This window comes from Pseudoroseomonas cervicalis ATCC 49957 (assembly GCF_000164635.1).
Classification (GTDB): Bacteria; Pseudomonadota; Alphaproteobacteria; order Acetobacterales; family Acetobacteraceae; genus Pseudoroseomonas; species Pseudoroseomonas cervicalis.
In genome coordinates, this window is sequence record NZ_GG770777.1 from 515,026 (window position 1) to 527,949 (window position 12,924).

General features: G+C 70.5%; 13 protein-coding genes and 1 tRNA gene. 6 read left to right on the forward strand and 8 right to left on the reverse strand.

Going from position 1 to position 12,924, the window contains the following annotated elements; genetic code table 11:
* On the forward strand, positions 1-1,029 hold a 1,029-nt coding region (locus tag HMPREF0731_RS02200), incomplete at its 5' end, for an AsmA family protein (protein ID WP_007002369.1).
* 92 nt (positions 1,030-1,121) lie between these two features.
* Here HMPREF0731_RS02200 and recA read toward each other — a convergent pair.
* The 3 genes from recA to HMPREF0731_RS02215 all read right to left on the reverse strand — a co-directional run bounded on the left by recA (position 1,122) and on the right by HMPREF0731_RS02215 (position 4,183).
* Positions 1,122-2,165: a recombinase RecA gene (gene recA, locus HMPREF0731_RS02205; RefSeq protein WP_007002370.1), complete on the reverse strand. Its 1,044-nt coding sequence runs from the start codon at positions 2,163-2,165 to the stop codon at positions 1,122-1,124.
* 179 nt (positions 2,166-2,344) lie between these two features.
* On the reverse strand, positions 2,345-3,907 hold the full coding sequence (locus tag HMPREF0731_RS02210) for an ATP-binding protein (protein WP_157135888.1): 1,563 nt from the start codon (positions 3,905-3,907) through the stop codon (positions 2,345-2,347).
* A gap of 33 nt (positions 3,908-3,940) precedes the next feature.
* Positions 3,941-4,183 carry a hypothetical protein gene (locus tag HMPREF0731_RS02215; protein WP_157135889.1) on the reverse strand — a complete coding sequence of 81 codons (243 nt, stop codon included), beginning with the start codon at positions 4,181-4,183 and terminating at the stop codon, positions 3,941-3,943.
* A gap of 142 nt (positions 4,184-4,325) precedes the next feature.
* Here HMPREF0731_RS02215 and HMPREF0731_RS02220 point away from each other — a divergent pair, with 142 nt between their 5' ends.
* Positions 4,326-4,580, forward strand: coding sequence for a hypothetical protein (locus HMPREF0731_RS02220; RefSeq protein WP_007002373.1), 255 nt, complete (start codon positions 4,326-4,328; stop codon positions 4,578-4,580).
* A 9-nt stretch (positions 4,581-4,589) separates the two neighbouring features.
* Here the strand turns inward: HMPREF0731_RS02220 and speE are convergent, their stop codons facing one another.
* Positions 4,590-5,462 carry a polyamine aminopropyltransferase gene (gene speE / locus HMPREF0731_RS02225; RefSeq protein WP_007002374.1) on the reverse strand — a complete coding sequence of 291 codons (873 nt, stop codon included), beginning with the start codon at positions 5,460-5,462 and terminating at the stop codon, positions 4,590-4,592.
* 90 nt (positions 5,463-5,552) lie between these two features.
* Entirely contained in the window at positions 5,553-6,008 is a 456-nt protein-coding gene (gene speD / locus HMPREF0731_RS02230) for an adenosylmethionine decarboxylase (RefSeq protein WP_007002375.1), read from the reverse strand.
* Positions 6,009-6,328: 320 nt separating this feature from the next.
* Here speD and HMPREF0731_RS02235 point away from each other — a divergent pair.
* The 4 genes from HMPREF0731_RS02235 to HMPREF0731_RS02245 all read left to right on the forward strand — a co-directional run bounded on the left by HMPREF0731_RS02235 (position 6,329) and on the right by HMPREF0731_RS02245 (position 9,030).
* A tRNA-Ser gene (locus tag HMPREF0731_RS02235) sits at positions 6,329-6,419 on the forward strand.
* A 355-nt stretch (positions 6,420-6,774) separates the two neighbouring features.
* On the forward strand, positions 6,775-7,023 hold the full coding sequence (locus HMPREF0731_RS23985) for a hypothetical protein (protein ID WP_007002376.1): 249 nt from the start codon (positions 6,775-6,777) through the stop codon (positions 7,021-7,023).
* Between the two features lie 100 nt (positions 7,024-7,123).
* A complete protein-coding gene (locus HMPREF0731_RS02240; protein WP_007002377.1) occupies positions 7,124-7,417 on the forward strand; it encodes a hypothetical protein in 294 nt (97 codons plus the stop codon).
* Between the two features lie 2 nt (positions 7,418-7,419).
* Positions 7,420-9,030: a sodium/solute symporter gene (locus HMPREF0731_RS02245; RefSeq protein WP_007002378.1), complete on the forward strand. Its 1,611-nt coding sequence runs from the start codon at positions 7,420-7,422 to the stop codon at positions 9,028-9,030.
* Between the two features lie 268 nt (positions 9,031-9,298).
* On the opposite strand, the gene HMPREF0731_RS02250 is transcribed toward HMPREF0731_RS02245, so the two are convergent.
* From HMPREF0731_RS02250 to HMPREF0731_RS24860, 3 genes are all read right to left on the reverse strand, one after another.
* Positions 9,299-9,964, reverse strand: coding sequence for a potassium channel family protein (locus HMPREF0731_RS02250; RefSeq protein ID WP_007002379.1), 666 nt, complete (start codon positions 9,962-9,964; stop codon positions 9,299-9,301).
* The gene (locus HMPREF0731_RS02255) at positions 9,957-11,321 is read right to left on the reverse strand and encodes a TrkH family potassium uptake protein (RefSeq protein WP_007002380.1); all 1,365 of its coding nucleotides are present in this window, start codon (positions 11,319-11,321) and stop codon (positions 9,957-9,959) included. Before HMPREF0731_RS02255 ends, HMPREF0731_RS02250 begins: the two co-directional genes overlap by 8 nt.
* Positions 11,322-11,371: 50 nt before the next feature.
* On the reverse strand, positions 11,372-12,924 hold a 1,553-nt coding region (locus HMPREF0731_RS24860), incomplete at its 5' end, for a chemotaxis protein CheA (RefSeq protein WP_007002381.1).

Below are 12,924 nucleotides of genomic sequence, written 5' to 3' on the forward strand. Positions count from 1 at the left end.
CCCCGCCCAGCCCCCGCCGCGCCGCAGACCGGGCCGCGCCGGGTCATCCCCGCCCTGCCGGTCGATCCCGCCCCGCTGCGCGGCTTCGACGCCCAGCTGGCCCTGACCGTGGCCGAGGCCCTGGCCGGCGGCGTCACCTACCGCGACCTGCGCGCCACCATGAAGCTCGGCAACGGGCAGCTGGCGGTGGAGCCGCTGAGCCTCGGCCTGCCCGGCGGCCGCCTCTCCGGCCGGCTCGGCCTGGATGGCAGCGGGGAGGTGCCGCGCCTCAGCCTCGCTTTCCGGCATGAGGGCAGCGGGCTGGACCTGCGCCCGCTGCTCCAGGCCTATGGCCTGCCCGCCCAGGCCAGCGGAAGGCTGGAGCTGGAGGCCGACCTCTCGGGCAGCGGCGCCGACACGCGCCAGATCGCCGCCAGCGGCAACGGCACCCTGGCCCTCGCCATGGCGAATGGGCAGGTGGACAACCGGCTGATCGCCACCCTGGCCGGCGACCTGCGCCGCCTGCTGCTGCCCAACGCCCCCACCGAGGGCGGCACCGCGCTGCGCTGCCTGGCGCTGCGCCTGCACCTGCGCGACGGCATCGCCCGGCCCCAGGCCATGCTGGTGGAAACCTCCCTGGCCGATGTCGTCGGCAGCGGGGAGATCGATCTGCGCGAGGAGCGGCTGGCGCTGCGCCTGCTGCCGCAGATCCGCCTTGGCGGGCTTGGCCTCTCCGCGCCGGTGCTGGTGGGCGGCAGCTTCGCCGCGCCCAGCTACCGGCTGGACCCGGCGGGCGTGCCGGAAGCGGCGGCGGGCATCGTCGGCGACCTAGTGGCGCGGCAGCGCGACGGCCAGGGCGGCATCCTGGGGCAATTGGCGCAGCAGCTGGCCGGGCGGCCGGTGGGCGGCCTGCCGGATTGCGCCCAGCAACTCGCCGTGGCGCGCAACGGGCGGCCCGGGCCCGTGCCGGCCGAAGTGCAGCAGCCGCGCCGCAACAGCCAGGAGCGCGCCAATCCGATGGATCTGCTGCGTGGGTTGCTGGGGCGGTAAGGCCAAGGAAAAACAAAAAGATCCAGGGGAATGAATTCCCCTGGACCCCTTCTTTTTTCTGTCAGGGCCGGCCGCCGCTGGCGGCCGGCGGCTCACTCAGCCGCGGCGGCGTCGTCCGACTCGCTGTCGGGGCCGACCATCATCGCGCTGGCCACCAGCCCGGCCTGGGCACGGATGCGCTGCTCGATGCTGTCCGCCATCGCCGGATTGTCGCGCAGGAACTGCTTGGCGTTCTCGCGGCCCTGGCCGATGCGCTGGCTGTCGCAGCTGAACCAGGCGCCCGACTTCTCCACCACCCCGGCCTTCACGCCGAGATCCAGCAGCTCGCCCACCTTCGACACGCCCTCGCCATACATGATGTCGAACTCGACCTGCCGGAACGGCGGGGCCATCTTGTTCTTCACCACCTTCACGCGGGTCTGGTTGCCGACCACCTCCTCGCGGTCCTTGATCTGCCCGACACGGCGGATCTCCAGGCGGATCGAGGCGTAGAACTTCAGCGCGTTGCCGCCCGTCGTGGTCTCCGGATTGCCGAACATCACGCCGATCTTCAGGCGGATCTGGTTCAGGAAGATCAGCAGCGTGTTGGAACGCGCGACCGAGCCGGTCAGCTTGCGCAGCGCCTGGCTCATCAGCCGGGCGTGCAGGCCGACATGGCTGTCGCCCATCTCGCCCTCGAGCTCGGCGCGCGGCACCAGGGCGGCGACCGAATCGACCACCAGCACATCCACCGCGCCCGAGCGCACCAGCGTGTCGGCGATCTCCAGCGCCTGCTCGCCGGCATCCGGCTGGCTGATCAGCAGGTTGTCGACATCGACGCCGAGCTTGCGGGCATAACCCGGATCCAGCGCATGCTCGGCGTCGACGAAGGCGCAGGTGCCGCCGCGCTTCTGCGCCTCGGCGATGGCGTGCAGCGCCAGCGTGGTCTTGCCCGAGCTTTCCGGCCCGTAGATCTCGACGATGCGGCCGCGCGGCAGGCCGCCGATGCCGAGCCCCAGATCCAGCCCGAGCGAGCCGGTCGGGATGACCTCCACCTCGTCGGATTGCTGCTTGGCGCCCATGCGCATGATCGAGCCCTTGCCGAAGGCCCGCTCGATCTGGCTCAGCGCGGCGTCCAGCGCCTTGTTCTTGTCCATTCTGGGAACCCCTTTGCCCTTCGGCTGTCTCTCACGGGCCTCTGCCGCGCCCCGCAGCTTCCCAGCGCGGGAAGAGACTGCCAAGCGGGAAGGAGGACCTTCTCCTGCAACGCGATCATCCCGGCCGGTCCCACACGCCGCAAGCGAAAGGCGGAAGCACGGCCCGGAATTCTTGTTCGCTATATGTTCACAATGGTGCCGTTCTGCAAGGGCAATTCGGCACCCACCGCCCGCCGTGCCGCCGCAGCCAGCTCGGCCGGCCGGTAGGGCTTGGCCAGGAACTGCATCGCCCCGCCGGAGAGCCCGTGCTCCACCATGGAAGGCGCATAGCCGCTCACCAGCAGGACCGGAAGCCCCGGCAGCCTCTCCCGCACCCGCGCCGCCAGGGCGACCCCGTCCATGCCCGGCATCACCACATCGCTGACCAGCAGCGCCGGCGGCGCGGCGGCGCCCTCGAGCAGCTCCAGCGCGCTCTCGGCATCCTCGGCCGCCATCACCTCCCAGCCATCGCGGGCCAGGGCGCGCTCCGCCAGGCGGCGCAGCGGCGCCTCGTCCTCCACCAGCAGCACCCGGCCAGGGGCGGCCAGGGTGGCCGCCGGGCCTGGCGCCGCCTCGGGGCCAGGCGCGGCCGCCTCCTCCACCCGCGGCAGCAGGATGCGGAAGCAGGCGCCCTCGCCCGGGCGGCTGCGCACGCTGACATAGCCACCCGACTGCCGCACGATGCCATGCACGGTGGCCAGCCCCATGCCGGTGCCGCCCTGCGCGCCCCGCCCGGTGAAGAAGGGCTCGAAGATGCGCGGCAGGATCTCGGGCGGGATGCCCTCGCCGCTATCCTCCACCTCCAGCACGGTCCAGCGCCCGGCGGGAATGCGCTCCGCCCCTTCCTGCTGCGGCTCCAGCAGCAAAGCGCGGCCGGTGCGCAGCACCAGCCGGCCGCCGCGCGGCATGGCCTGGTGCGCGTTCATCGCCAGGTTCATCAGCACGCGGTCGAGCTGCGTCGGGTCGATGCGCACCAGCCGGCCCGGCGAATCGAGCTCCAGCGCCAGCGTGACCGAGCGGCCAAGCAAGGGCCGCAGCAGCTGCGCCATGCCCTCCACCGCCGCGTTCAGCGGCACCAGCCGCGGCGCCAGCACCTGCTGCCGCGCATAGGCCATCATCTGCCGCACCAGCGCGGCACCGCGCCCCGCCGCCTCCTGCACCTGGGCCAGCTCGGTCAGCAGGGCGGGCGGCGCGTCGGGCCCGGCCAGCCGCACCGCATCCTCGGTGGCACCCAGCACCACCGCCAGCAGATTGTTGAAATCATGCGCGATGCCGCCAGCCAGCACGCCCAGCGCCTGCAGCCGGTCGCCCTCCGCCACGCGGTCGGCCATGGCGTGGTCCTGCGTCAGGTTGCGCAGCACCAGCACACTCTCGCCCCCGGGCAGGGCGATGCGGTGCGGCGCCACGGGCATGCCCTCGCGGCCTTCCGGCGCGGCCAGCCGCAGCACTGGCGGCGCCCCGCCCCCCTCCAGCCAGCGCCGCAGCCCTGGCCGGTGGGCGGCCTGGAACAGCCGCTCCGCCGGCGAATCCGGCTGCACCGGCAGCAGGGCTGGGCCGAGCGCCTGGCGCAGCGCCGGATTGCCCCGCTTCACCCGCCCGCCCGCATCCAGCCACAGCGCCGGCTCCGCCAGACCGTCGAGCAGGGCGAGGAAGCTGGTCCGGGCCGTGGCCGAGCCACCGCCCCAAGGGAGAGGGAGACGCATGATGCGCCACCGTAACATCACGAAAGCGTGATGTCAGCGTCCATCCGCACCGAGCAGCGCGATCGCCTCCCCCAGCAACCGGTGACTGGCGCGGAGCGAGGCCAGGCTTTCGGCACTGACCGGAGCGGGTTCATCGGCGCCGGGTGTCGGCCAGCCGGCCAGGGCCGGCTCCTCCCTGGCATCGGGCGCGGCGCGGTTCAGCTGTTGCGCCATGCCAAGCAGCCGGTGCGACTGCGCGGCCATGTTCGCCGCCACCAGCCGCAGCGCTTCATTCATGTCCATGGGCCAGGTCCATCGGGCAGCCTCCGCGGGAGGCCCGAGACTAGGCAAAAGGCATGAGGAGGAGGTTAAGGCCATCCGGCGGGCAGAGGCACGCCCGGGCAAGCCAGCGTTAACCAGTCTGGCGCAGCCTGGGCCGATGCCGCCCACCGCCTTGCAGGCCGTGCTGGCCACCGCCGATTCGCTGCGCGCGACGCTGAGCCTGGCCCGCGCACTGGCCGAGGCCGGACGGCAGATCGACATGGCCGGGCTGGACGGCGAGGTGGCGACGCTCTGCGCCGCCGCCCTGGCCCTGCCCCCCGCCTGTGGCGCCGAGGCGCGTCACGCCCTGCACGCGCTGCGGGCGGAGCTGGAGAGCCTGCTGGCCCTCCTGCCCCGCCCGCAAACCGGCTGAGGCCGGCGCTCAGCCCTGCTGCGGCAGGTGCTTGCTGATATAGGGCGGCAGGTTGAAGGCGCCGGTGTGGATCTCCGGCGTCCAGTACTGCGTCTGGCCCAGGATGCCGGCGGCCTCGGCGCGGGCGCGGATGGTGGCGCTGTCCACCTGGCGCAGCGCCGCGTCCTTCGCCGCCCAGCCCAGCGTCATGAAGCCGCCGACATAGGTCGGCACCGCCGCGACATAGGCCCAGATGTCCGGGAACACCTTGCCCCGGCGCAGCGAGGTCTCGGCCAGCTCCTCGGCCTGCATCGCCGGCACGCCGCACTGGTTCACGATCAGCCCGCGATCCGACAGCAGCCGCGCCGCATTGGCGTAGAACTCGTCGGTGAACAGCACTTCGCCCACGCCGATCGGGTCGGTCGAATCGACGATCACCACGTCGAAGCTGCCGGCCTCGGCCTTGCGCACGTAATCGATGCCGTCGCCCACGATCACCTCGGCGCGCGGATCGTTCCAGGCGTCGCCGGCGATGTCGGGCATGTGCTCCTTGCAGAGGCGGATCACCTCGCCATCGATCTCGACCATCACGGCCTTCTCGACATTGCGGTGCTGCAGCACGCGCTTCAGCACGCCGCCATCGCCGGCGCCGATGATCAGCACGCGCTTGGCCTCGCCATGCGCCAGCAGCGGCACATGGGTCAGCATCTCCTGGTAGACGAACTCGTCCTTCTCGGTGATCTGCGTGACGCCGTCGAGCAGCATGACGCGCCCGTGGCTGTAGCTCTCGAAGATCATGATGTCCTGGAACTCGCTCTGCACGCGGGCGAGTTCGCGCTTCACCAGGAAGCGCTGGCCCCAATCGGGGTACAGGGTCTCGTTGACCCAGGAATCGGTCGGCATCAGGAAAATCCTCGGGAAGATACGAAGAGGGCGGGACCCTAAGGCCCCGCCCTCCACGGCGTCACGTGACAGCCAGGTGTCAGGCGGGCGTCAGCCGATCAGGCCGCGCTTGTGCTCGGCGAGCTGCACCCGCTCGGGCTGGAAGCCCTTCTTCAGCACCGGCACCGCGAGATACGGGTTGCAGATGCCGCAGACGAAGATGTCCAGCGCGGCATAGGACCGCTCCGGCCAAGTGTGGATCGAGACATGGCTCTCGGCCAGGACCAGCACGCCGGAGACGCCACCATTCGGGGAGAAGTGGTGGAAATGGCCGTGCAGGATGGTCGCGCCGGTCTCGATCGCGGCCTCGCGCAGCACGGAATCGATGTGCGCGGGGTCGTCGAGATTCGTGGCACCCCACAGATCGACGATCAGATGCGTGCCGGCGAAGCGCACACCGTCCCGCTCGACGAAGTAATCCTTCGCCTCGCCGTGAGTATCAACAGACTGGGCTTCGCTCGGGCTGTTATCCGAAACCATCCCCAGCGGAGAAACGAGAGCGTCCATGATTTGCGGGCTCCTTCCCACCAGAAGATGACCAGGGTGATCGTGATCGATCAGGTCAACGGCGGCGCATATGGGGCCATACCCTCCCCCCTCGCAAGGAAAATCGGGACCTGTGGGCCGAAAAAATCGCGGGTCGTTCTTGCGTCCAGCGCGTGTCTCGCCGCGTTGGCCGGGGGGAGGGTCAGGAAGGCCGGCGGTGGACCCCTGGGGGGCTTCGGAAAATCTCCGGTCGGGACCGGCCGCTTCGTTGCGGCGGCGGCTTGGCCGCGCGAAACCCCTTGCCGACCGCCAAAAGGCTGCTATACCCCGCCGCCTGCGCTGGATGGGTGGCCGAGCGGTCGAAGGCGCACGCCTGGAAAGTGTGTATACCTCAAAAGGGTATCGTGGGTTCGAATCCCACCCCATCCGCCATTGCCCCCGGCGGCAATGCTCTCAGGCGCAGCCTTGCTTCACCCTCGCAATGCGGTTCTCGAAGCCCCCCGGCGAAGGATCGGAAGCAAAGCGTCCGTATCCTGCCTCGCGCAGCGCATATGCCGCCCTCTTCTTGGGGCCTTCAGGCTGCCCTGACCCGCCCAGGGTACACTGGCAGCGCTGCGAGGCGACGGCACCAGGCCGTCAGGCGGCCTCCCGCCCGGATGCGCCATTGAGCGGTGATGGGCCTCCCCGCCATGCAAACCACCTCCCGCCGGCCAAGGCCCGGATCCCATGGGGATTCCCAGAGCTTGCCGAGGAGACTCAGCAACAAAACTCTCAATGATATCGATGATTGAAATATCGCTTCGTTATTCCTTTCCGCTTCAAGCGGCGCAATCTTTTCAAATATGGAATAAACGTAATATTTCTTAAATGGGCACCAGCGCCGCCTGCTGGAGCCATCCGGCACGACGCGGCCAGCCGAGAAACGCGAAAGCCCTTTGACTGGACCGCGAAGCAATGCCGCAACGCCAAGGCTGCCGCCGCAGAGTATGTGGATTTCGATATCCACCCCTTCGCAACGGTCAACCTTAAAAAATAGGCGAAGCCCCTCAGAACACTTGATTCTAGCACAACAATGCGTGATTAATCTGTCCCAGACATTGCAGGTATGCAATGTCAGTTTGGGGGAAACAGACTCGATGACAGCCTATAAGGACGCTCGAGTATCAAAAGAGGAGACGGCCTACTCGTCGCCGAGTGGCGTCAGCTACGATGAAGAGGCGACCAGTCGCAAGCTGAGGTCAGCTATAAAGTTGCTTGCGATATTCTGTGTCGCCTACTTCGTGGCCGCGATGATCGCAACGCCTGAGTTCAAGCACATCGCGCAGATCGAGATCATGAATCTGCCACTGGGCTTCTACACCGGCATCCTGGTTTTCGTTGTCGGCATTGTCGTGACACGCATGTGCCTCAACCAGGACCAGAAGAGCTGACCATGAACAACCCCATAGCATTCACCATCCTGGTCATCAGCCTTCTTGCCGTCGTCTATATCAGCTGGTGGAGCAAGAAATACACCACCAATACTACCGATTTCTACGTGGCAGGCGGCAAGATCTCCGCCCGGCTGAACGGCTGGGCCATGTTCGGGGACTATTGCAGCGCCGCGAGCTTCCTCGGCGTCGCTGGCGCCATCGCGCTGACCGGCATCGACAGCTGGTGGGTCGCCATCGGCTTCTTCGGCGCCTGGGTCTTCGTGCTGGTCATCCTGGCCGGTCCGCTCAAAAGCTCGGGCAAGTTCACGGTGGGCGATGTCCTGGTCGGGCGCTTCGGCGGCAGGAGCCTGAAGTTCCTGGCCATGCTGACCACGGTCGTCATCGGCACACTCTACCTGGTGCCGCAGATCGTCGGCGCCGGCCATCTGTTCGAGCTGCTGCTGGGCTGGGACTACCTGGCCACGGTGTTCGTCTCGGCCATCATCATGGGCCTGATGGTCGTGCTGGGCGGCATGATGGGCACCACCTACAACCAGGCAATCCAGGGCGTGATCCTGCTGGTGGCGATGCTGCTGCTGCTGGTCCTGTCCGCCATCGTCTATTTCGGCGGCAACCCGATCGCCATCATCACGCAGGCGATGGACACGGTACCGCCCAGTTCGGCGGTCCGGGTGGCGTCGCAGCTGCCGCCGCCCGCCGGAGGCACCACCCACGGGGCGCTCGCCCTGGCCGAAGCCATCCGCAACGGGTTCCAGAACCTGCCGAACGCGCTCACGCCCGGCGTGTCCGTGCCCAACGCCCTCAACCAGTTCAGCCTGGTTCTCGGCCTGCTGCTCGGCGTGGCAGGCCTGCCGCACATCCTGATCCGCTTCTACACGGTCAAGGACGCCAAGGACGCCAAGAAGGGCGCCGAGCTCACCATCATCGGCCTCGCCGTCTTCTACATCGCCGTGCTGTTCGTCGGCTACGCGACGATGACGATTCTGTATCCCTACCTGATCGAGATGCTGCAGGCTGGACAGCGCGGCCGCGCCACCAACATGGCGATCCCGCTGCTCGGCATGCAGCTGGGCGGTGAGGTGGTGCTGGGCTTCATTGCGGCGGGCGCGATGGCCGCCATGCTCAGCACCTCCGTCGGCCTGCTGATCTCGATGAGCACCAGCCTCTCGCATGACGTCTATGCGGGGGTGCTGCGCCCCAACAGCAGCGACCGCGAGCGTCTCGTGTTCGCCAAGGTCGGGGCCGCCGTGCTGACCGGCATCGCCCTGGCGGCATCGATCTGGCTCAAGGACCAGAACGTCGCCATTCTCGTCGCGATGTGCTTCGGCATTGCCGCGAGCACCTTCGCGCCGGTGCTGATCCTGGCGATGTGGTGGAAGGGCTTGACGAAGGAAGGCGTGATCGCCGGCCTGCTCGTCGGCCTGGTCGTGTCGTTGTCCTTCACCTTCGCGCGCTTCTCGAACGTGCCTGAGCTCTTCGGGCTGACCGTGCTGGGCAATCCGGCGCTCTATGGGGTGATCGCGGCCCTGGTCGCGATCGTCTCGGTCAGCTTGCTGACGAAGAACACGGGCAACGTCCGGGAGTTCATGGCCATGGCGCACCGTGGCTGATCGCCGCGGCCGGCCCTGATGCTGGGAAACCCGCCGCGAGGCGGGTTTCCTTGTTCTGGCCAGGGGCATCCGGCGGAAGGCGGCTGAGGGAGCGGGTGCCGCGTCACGCTCCACCGCCTCGCCGGACGCGGCGGCGGCCCGAATCCGGGCTCAGTCGCACCGCGCCCGCGCAATGCGCCGGTGACGGAGCCTCTGCCCGCGCAACGGGGGCGGTGCCGGCATGAATGCGGCCGCGGCCATGGCGGTGGCCGGCCCGCCCTGCCCTCCCTCAGCTCCGCGCCGCGAACGCCTCCACCTGCTGCGTGGTGCCCGAGATCACCAGCACGTCGCCAGGGCCCAGCACCGTCTCGGGCGTGGCGTGTACGAAGTCGCGCCCCGGCCGCTTCACGCCGACCACGGTGATGCCGTGGCGCTTGCGCAGCGCGCAATCGGCCAGCGTCTTGCCGAGTTCCGAGGCCGGCGCGCGGGTCTTGCCGATCGCGACATCATCGCCGAGCTCCATGAAGTCGATCAGCCTGCTGGCCACCAGATGCGCGACGCGGCGCCCCATCTCCGCCTCGGGATAGACGACGTGGTGCGCGCCGGTCCGCTCCAGGATGCGGCCATGCTTGCTGCTCAGCGCCTTGGCCCAGATGTCCGGCACGCCGAGCTCGGTCAGCGCCAGCACGGTCAGCACACTGGCCTCGATATCGGTGCCGATGCCCACCACGGCGCGCGGGAAGTCGCGCACGCCAAGGCGGCGCAGCGTCTCGCTGTCGGTGCTGTCGGCCTGCACCACATGGGTCAGCCGGTCGGCCCAGCCCTGCACGATCTCGGCCCGCTCGTCGATGCCGAGCACGTCGTGGCCGAGTTCGGCCAGGGATTGCGCGACGGCGCCGCCGAAGCGGCCGAGGCCGATCACCACGATGGCGTCGTCGGAAGGTTGCCTAGCCAACGATGGGGCGCTCCTCTGGATAGCGATAGGGGGATTGCCGGCCGCGCAGCGCCAGGGCGGTGGCGACCGTGATGCTGCCGACGCGGCCGATGAACATCAGCACGACGATCACCGCCTGGGCAGCAGGCGGGAGATCCGGCGTAACACCGGTCGACATGCCGACGGTGGCGGTGGCGGAAACCGCCTCGAAGATGACGTCGCGCAGCGGCAGGTCGGTCAGGCTCAGCAGCGCCAGCGTCGCCAGCCCGGCCAGCCCCACCGCCAGCAGCACGACGCTGAGCGCCTGGCGCTGCACCTCATGCGGCACCCGGCGGCCGAAGGCGGCGGTGTCGGGCTCGCCGCGCGCCACCGCCCAGACCACCAGGCCGAGCAGGATGAAGGTGGTGACCTTGATGCCCCCCGCCGTGCCGGCGCTGCCGCCGCCGATCAGCATCAGCGCGTAGCTCACCGCCAGCGTCTCGTCGCGCATCTGGCCGACATCCAGCGCGTTGAAGCCGGCGCTGCGCAGCATCACGGAATGGAAGGCCGCGTTGCTCAGCCGGTCGGCCGGCGGCAGCGCGCCGAGCGTCGCGGGATTGGTCCACTCATAGCCGAGCACCGCCACGAACCCCGCCGGCAGCAGGATCGCGGTGCCCAGCAGGGTGAGCTTGGTGTGCAGCGTCCAGCGCGCCGGGTTGCGCAGGTCGCGCCGCAGGTCGAACAGCACCGGGCAGCCAATGCCGCCGATCACCACCGCCGCGGCGACCGGCCCCAGGACCAGCGGGTCCTGCGAGAAGCGCACCAGGCTGTCGGAAAAGGTCGAGAAGCCGGCATTGTTGAAGGCGGAGACGGCGTGGAACAGCCCGTGCCAGGCGGCGTCAGCCCAGCCGAGGCCGAGCGCCGCGCGCAGCCGCCAGGCCAGGGCGAGCGCGACCACCGCCTCCACCGCCAGGGTGGTGGCCAGCACCAGGCGCAGCACCGCGCTGATATCGCCGAGCGCCAGGCCGCGCGTCTCGGCCTGCGCCACCAGCCGGGTGCCCAGGCGCAGCCGCCGCGCCACCAGCAGGCCGAGCAGCGTCGCCCCGCTCATGATGCCGAAGCCGCCCAGCTGGAACAGCAGCAGGATCACCACGCGGCCGAAGCCGGACCAGTGGGTGGCGGTGTCGACGACGATCAGCCCGGTGACGCAGACCGCCGACGTGGCGGTGAACAGCGCCGTCAGGAAGCCGGTGCCGGTGCCGTCGGCGCTGGCGAGCGGCAGCATCAGCAGCGCGGTGCCCAGCAGGATGGCCAGCAGGAAGATGGCCGGCACCAGCCGCGCCGGATGCGCCATCAGCCGGGGCGGCACGGGGGTCCGGTCGGGGAAGGAGAAGGCCATGTGTTTCCGTCAGAACTCCTGGTGGGCGGAATGCGGGCGGGGGCGGCGGGCTACAGCCCGTCCGGCTCCAGCAGCACCACCGGCTCGCCATTGCCCAGCACGCCCACGCCGCCAATGCCGGGCAGCGCCGCCAGCGCCGGGTGCAGCGGCCGCAGCAGCAGGTCGGAGCGGCGCTGCACCCGGTCCACCGCCAGCCCCAGCAGCCGGCCGCCGCTGCGCAGCATCACCACCCCGCCCTCGGCCGCCGCCGCGGCGGGCAGGTTCAGCAGCGCCGCCAGGCGGTGCAGCTCCGTCCCCGGCGGCAGCGCCGCGCCGGGCTCCAGCACCGCCTCCACCCGCCCGGCGGGCAGGGCGTAGGGGTGGCCCGCCACCTCCACCAGCAGCACGTTCTGCACCGCGGCGGTCAGCGGCAGGCGCAGGGTGAAGCTGGTGCCCTGGCCGGGCTCGCTCGCCACCTCCAGCGTGCCGCCGGCGCGGCGCACCGCCTCCTGCACCACGTCGAGGCCGACGCCGCGGCCGGAGGTCTCGGTCACCGTCTCGGCGGTGGAGAAGCCGGGACGGAACAGCAGGGCGTGGATATCGGCCAGCGGCAGATGCGGCGCCTCGGCGGCGTCCACCAGGCCGCGCGCCACGGCACGCTCCAGCACGCGGCGCGTGTCGATGCCGGCGCCATCATCGCTGACGCGCACCCGGATCTGCCCCGTGCGGCGCGCGGCGGAGATGCGCAGCGTGCCGCGCGCCGGCTTGCCGGCGGCCAGCCGCGCCGCCGGCGGCTCCAGCCCGTGATCGACGGCGTTGCGCACCAGATGCAGCAGCGGGTCGGCCAGCGCCTCCACCAGGGAGCGGTCGATGGCGACCTCCTGCCCCTCCAGCAGCAGCTCCACCTCCTTGCCGCTGGCGCGCGCCACGGCGCGCGCCACGCGCGGCAGCCGGGCGAAGAGCGTGCCGACAGGGACCACGCGCAGCTCCAGCACCGCATCGTCCAGCCGGCGCAGCGACAGGGTCAGGCGGCTCTCGGCCGCGTCCAGCGTGTCCTGGTGGCGGCGCAGCCGGTCGAGCGCCTGCGCCATCTGCGGCGCGATGCCGCCGGGCAGCCATTGCTCCAGCGCCGCCAGCCGGCTGATCGCGGTGCGGGCGCCACCCTCCTGCAAGGCTTCGGACAGGGCCAGGGCGGCGGCGCGCAGCTCGGCCTGCAGGTTGATGATCCCGTCGATCGTCTCCTGCCGCACCCGCATGGTGACGGGGCCGGATTCGGTGGCCTCCGGCGCCGCCTCGGGCGCCGGCAGGGGCGCGATCTCGGGCAGCAGGGACAGTTCGTGCAGCACCTGCCCGGCCGGGTCCAGCCCCGCCGCATGCGCGGCCAGCGCCGGCAGCGCCAACCCGCTGGCAAACAGCAGCTCGATCGAGGGCGGCGTGGTGTCGGGCAGGTTGCGGCTGGCCAGCACCTCCGCCGCCTCGTGCAGCCAGGCGCCGACGGCGTTCTCCAGCACCGCCCCCTGCCCCAGCGCCAGCCGCGCGACGAACAGGCGCCGCCCGGCCTCCAGCGCGGCCAGCGCGCGGGCCCGGGCGCCGGGGCCCATATTGGCGCGGAAGGCGGGCGGCA